This window comes from Streptomyces pathocidini, from assembly GCF_001418495.1.
Taxonomy (GTDB): Bacteria; Actinomycetota; Actinomycetes; order Streptomycetales; family Streptomycetaceae; genus Streptomyces; species Streptomyces pathocidini.
In genome coordinates this window covers 1-5213 of record NZ_LIQY01000599.1, presented here as the reverse complement: position 1 = coordinate 5213, position 5213 = coordinate 1, and the positions used below count along the sequence as shown (strand labels likewise).

The window sequence follows — 5213 nt, the reverse complement described above, 5'->3', positions numbered from 1 at the left end:
CCTCACGCTCCCGTCCCCTCGGTCAGGCGCCAGCCGCTGAACTCGGCTGTGCCGCGTGCCCCGTTGCCGCCGTTCGTGGCCGTCATGAAGAGGCCCACGTCCTGGCGGTCGGCCGCGGCCGGGAGCGTGGCCGTGCCCACCGGGCGCCAGTTCACGCCGCCGTCCGTCGAGCAGTCGCCGCGGTACACGGGGGAGCCGGCCTCCCTCGTCAGCCGCAGCAGCACCGGCGCCCGCACCCCCGCCAGCCGCGCGTAGGTGTCGAGCGTGCCGTCTCCGTTCGCGTCATGGGTCAGCACCACCCCGTTTCCCGGTGTCACCGAGAGGTTCAGGAAGCCGGGCCCGTTCCCGGGTGCGGACAGGCTGTCCCGCACCACGATGCCCGCGCGCGCCCACGCCCCTGTCGTCTCCTGCGCGTCCACCCGGACCGTTGCTGTCGTATCACCTCCCAATCTCTGCTTTACATACACCGCTGCGAACTCGGAGGTTCCCTTCCAGAGGTCGGCGCCTGCGCCGTTGATCGCGATGCGGTCGTCCAACTGGCCGAAAACCGCCGCGTTGTTGGTGACCGTCCGCCAGTCGTCCGCCAGGGGGCCCGCCACGAACAGCGTGCCGGGCCGCACCACCCGGACCCGGTCCCCGCCCTCCGGCCCGTACTCCGTGGCCAGTTCGTACGGCAGCGGGCGCAGCGGCCGGTCCAGCGGCTCGGCCCCGGCACGGACCCGCCACCGCACCGTGCCCGTGCCGCCCGCCGCCACCCGCCGCAGCGACTCCGCGCCCTCCGGCTCGGCCTCCGCGCCGGGGCCGCCGGGCCCGCCGGGGGAGGATCCGAACGACAGCGTGAAGTCGACCCGTCCCGTCCCCGCGAGGCCGTTCACGTTGCGGAACTCCGCCGCCACCCGCGCCGTGCCCCCCGGCTCGAGAGCGGGCGGCTCCGCCGTGACCGAAACCGCACCCTGGTACGGCGCCCGCGCCAGCACGTCCCGCACCCGCTGCGCCGTCCGGTAGGCGTCGGCCGTCGCCCGCAGCGGGAACGCCCCCGGCCCGTGCTGCCGCGTCCACGGCTCCTCCACCGCGTACCAGTCGAACGCCTTCGGCTCGCGCCCCGCCGCCAGCGCGTCCGCCGACTCGTCCAGGAACGCCTGCCATTGGGGCAGGTGGAAGGAGCCGATCAGGCCGTGCCAGTCGCGGTTGGCGTAGTTGGCCAGCCGCCCGCCGTCCGCCGTCGCCCGGTCCGCCCAGGTGGTCACCAGCACCCGCGCCGTCCGTTCCAGCCGAGCCGCCTCCTCCTCGCCGGTCGCCATCCGGCGGGCGTCTTCCAGCCACGGACCGAGCAGGAACATGCGGTGCGCGCCGGTCATCTCCTCGCTCAGCCGCATCAGTTTCAGCCACAGCCGGGCCAGGGCGCGGAAAGTGTCCAGATCCTTGCGCGCGTACGCCGTGCGCAGTTGGGGCAGTAGCTGCCACGAGCGGTTGGCGAGCGCCTGCCGGGCCGCGTCGGTGAGGTCGTAGCGGTAAGCGTCCGAGCCGCGCAGCCCTTCCCGTACGCCCAGCAGCGCGGCGAACGCGGCATCGAAGCGGGCCGAGTCGAACGCCGGGATGTGGGTCGCGTAGTGCGTGCCGGAAGCGGCCGTCAGGCTCGGGCGGGCCGCGAAGATCGAGTCGTGCGGGCGGCCGTCCTTGCTGCTGATCTCGTACGCGCTCGCGCGCAGCGCCGCGAACGCCTCGCGTGCGTGCCGGTCCTCGCCGCCATAGCGGAGGTCGGCGTAGCCGTCGAACCAGGCCGCGCGGTCCACCGCCGTGCGCCGCCAGGGCAGTTCGCTGAACAGCTCCAGCGCCGCCGGGTCGCGCTCGACGGCCTCCGGCATGTACGCGGTGCCGACCAGCCCGCTGCCCGGCTTGTCCCGCCAGGCGGTGAACCGGTCCGCCCACATGTGGGTCTTGGCGCCGATGGTCGTCCGCCCGCCGAAGTTGGGGATCGTGCCGAACGCGTACGGCACCCCGCCCCAGTCCTTCTCGCGGTCGGTCACCGCCTCCAGGTCCGACAGCCCGTCCACGACGAGCGTGCGCTCCTTGTCGAGCGCGTCGAGCAGATCGCGGCGCGGGTTCTCCTGCCAGCCGAGGATCACCCAGGTCGCGCCGGGCCGGGCGGTCCGCAGCGCCCGCTCGACGGCGCGGGCGGCCTCGGGCACCGGCACGTCGCCGGGGTCGCCGCCCTCGTGCAGCAGGTCCATCTTGAAGTGGCGTGCCGGGCCGAACAGCTCTTCCTGGTGCCGGTAGAAGGCCGCGGCCACCGCGCGGAACACGCCCGTCCGCGGGTCGAGCCAGTCCGGCCGCCGCAGCCCCGACCACCGGCCCTGCGGGACCGTACGGGCCCCCTCGTTGCGGTCCGCGAACCCCTCCGGGACCGTCCCGAAGTAGCCGGGGAGCACCGGGGCCATGCCGAGCTCGCGCATCCGGTCCGCGATGCGGCGCCCCAAGTCGGCCCGCTTGGCGAGGAGTTCGGGGCTCACCGGACCGCCGTACGCGCTCATGTTCTGCAGCAGCCACCACGGCTGGTGCGAGGGCGCGGGCAGCCAGGCGCGCGCCTCGGCGTCGTCGTAGCCGAAGTCCTGGAGCAGCCGGTGGTAGACGGCCTCCTGGCCCGGGGTGACCAGCAGTTCGTTGAAGCCGTGCAGCGCCATCACGTCGATCAGCCGTTCCCAGCGCGGCCAGTCGGCGTACGGGGCGGTGTAGCCGTCGTGGGTGTCGTTGAACGCGAAGCGGTGGGGGACCGTCGCGAAGCGCTCCAGGGGGCGTGCGGGGGCAGGGAGGCGGCGCGGGAGGTTCAGCTGGGTGCCCGCCCAGGAGATGTGCGCCCCGCAGACGTACTTGAGGTACCAGTGCACGCCCGCGAGCAGCGTGGCGGGCGTCGTACCGGCCACCTGGACCCGGCCGGTGGTGCCGGAGACGCGGAAGCGGTCGCGCCGGTCCTCGGGGGTCCTGAGGAGGCGGGTGAGGGTGAACTGGCCGGCGTGGCCGGGCAGCAGACGCCCCAGCGCGGCCTGCGCCGGGGCGGTGTCCGCGGCCTTCCCGGCCTGGCCGGCTGTCCCGGCTTTCCCGGCGGCGGGTTCGGCGTCCTGCGCGGCCGCTCTGCTTGGGCCGTGGCCGCCGAGGGCCGCGGCGCCGAGCGCTCCCGCGGTCCCGAGCAGCGCTCGTCTGGCCACGTCACGGCGGTGTGGTCCGGTCACGTGCGCTCCTCATCCACGGGGGTCACTGTGCGGCGTCGAGTGTGTGCGAAGTGCACGTTAATGAGGGGAATTGGGGCGGGCAACGGGGCGCGCGCCCGCGCACGGTTGAGTCATCCGGCGACCGTTCCCGTACGGGAGAGGGTGGTTCCCTGCGAGAGGTCTGCGATGCATGGGTATGGGCGGGTGGTTGTGCGGGTGACCGTGCGGGCGGTTGTACGAGGGGCTGTCTTCGCCGTTGCCGGGCTGATGGCGGTCGGGTGCGGGGGAAGCGGGCGCGACCGCGGTGGTGCCGAGGCGGCGCCGAGCGCCCCCGTCACCGGGACCGTGGAGCAGCTGGCGGCCAGGACCTCCTGCGAGCCGAACCTCCAGATCGACGCGGCCGAGTTGCGCCAGGGTGCCTGCCGCACGGGCGCGGGCCGCTACGTCCTGGCGACGTTCGCCACCCACCAGGGCCAGCAGCGGTGGCTGCGCGAGGCGCAGGCGTACGGCGGCTCGTATCTGGTGGGGCGCCGATGGGTCGCGGTGGGCGACACCGAGGTGCTGCGGACGCTGCGGTTCCGCCTGGGCGGCGAACTGGAATCCGCACAGGGCCCGCACGGCGGCCACGGCGAGCACCGGGCGAGCGGCCACGGTGGCGGCGGGCACCGCGGAAGCGACCGCGGTGGCGGCCACCACGGCGGCTGAGCGCAGTCCACCGGCGAGCCGAACGCGGCCCGGGCGCAGGCCGTTCGGCACCGCCGAGCTCCACCGCCGGGGGTTGCCCGCCGTCGCGGCGGAGGGATTCTTCACCGCGACGGCGATGTCGCGCGGACATGGGCCCGGGCGCTGGCCCGGAGGCGCTTCTGACGGCCTCGGGCTCGGGCGCCGTCGCGGCGAGAGATGTTCCACCGCGATGGTGAAGCGCCACAGCGTTCGGTCCGACGGCGCCGAACCTGCCGAGCCGACCGGCCGCGGGCGGGCGCGTGGCCCGTGCGGGTGTTCGCCGACGGCCTCGGGCGGACGCCGTCGCGGCGAGACCCTCCCGCCGCGACGGTACCGAGCCGGCCCGCCGCGACGGCGTCGAGCCGGAGGGCCGGGCCGCGGTGCCGGGCGCGACGCACCCCGGTCCCGCCGGCCGCACGGCCTACCGGCAGTTCTCGCCCCCGTTGATGCAGTCCACCGCCTTCCTCATCAGCCGTTCCGAGAAGACGTTGATGAAGTCGCCGTGGTCGGTGACGGGCTTGTGGAGTTGTTCCGGGAAGGAGTCGACGGCGAAGCCGAGGCCCGGGGGAAGGTCGTAGACGACCCGCTGGACCAGCTGCGGGATGGCCCGGAACCCCTCGTCGCAGGAGCCGTCCTCGTTGGCGAAGTCGACATGCGTACGGTGGTTCGCGCTGTCCGTGTTCTGCCCGTCCCAGCAGCTCTGGAACGTGAACGTGCGCACCACCCGGCTGCCCAGGGGGCAGAGCGGGTACTTGTCCCGCAGCTGCCGGTCCTCGAACCCGGTGCAGCTCCACGACGCGTTGGCGTTCGCGTCGCCGTTGGTGAGCGCCTTCGCGTCCCCGGTGATGATCCGCAGAAACCGCGGCATTTCCACCACCTCGCCCACCGGGCTGCCCCGGAACCGGAGCGTCACCTCCGAAGGCTGCTGAATCTCCCCGACGTTGCCGTCCCGCCCGCCGCCGGGCGCGTTCGCGTCCCGCTCGTTCTGGCCGTTGCGCAGCCGCAGCACCGGCCAGTAGTACGTGGACCGGTCCTGCTGGTTCTCGCAGCTCGTCGCCCCGGCCGCGAGGCTGTCGTCGGTCGAGAACGCGGTGGTGTCCTGGTTGCCGACATAGTCGTGCATGTGGTGGGCGCCATTGCTCACCCCCGGGGCGGCGATGACGTTGTCCGAGTTGAGCTTCCGGTTCTCGTTGACCCCGCACTCGGTGGTGAACGTGCCAGTGGAGGCGGCCTGTTGGGGCCGCGGCTCCCGTACGTTGGGCGCGACCCTGGTGATGTCGGCGA

General features: G+C 74.1%; 3 protein-coding genes. 1 reads left to right on the top strand and 2 read right to left on the bottom strand.

What is annotated here, in order from left to right; all coding sequences use genetic code 11:
- Nucleotides 1-2: 2 nt before the first annotated feature.
- Nucleotides 3-3227: an alpha-N-acetylglucosaminidase gene (locus tag AOK16_RS23310; RefSeq protein ID WP_055474111.1), complete on the bottom strand. Its 3225-nt coding sequence runs from the start codon at nucleotides 3225-3227 to the stop codon at nucleotides 3-5.
- A 195-nt stretch (nucleotides 3228-3422) separates the two neighbouring features.
- Here AOK16_RS23310 and AOK16_RS23305 point away from each other — a divergent pair, with 195 nt between their 5' ends.
- The gene (locus tag AOK16_RS23305; protein ID WP_205627767.1) at nucleotides 3423-3911 is read left to right on the top strand and encodes a hypothetical protein; all 489 of its coding nucleotides are present in this window, start codon (nucleotides 3423-3425) and stop codon (nucleotides 3909-3911) included.
- Nucleotides 3912-4350: 439 nt separating this feature from the next.
- Here the strand turns inward: AOK16_RS23305 and AOK16_RS23300 are convergent.
- A partial coding sequence (locus AOK16_RS23300) for a DUF1996 domain-containing protein (RefSeq protein ID WP_157859320.1) occupies nucleotides 4351-5213 on the bottom strand: 863 nt, incomplete at its 5' end.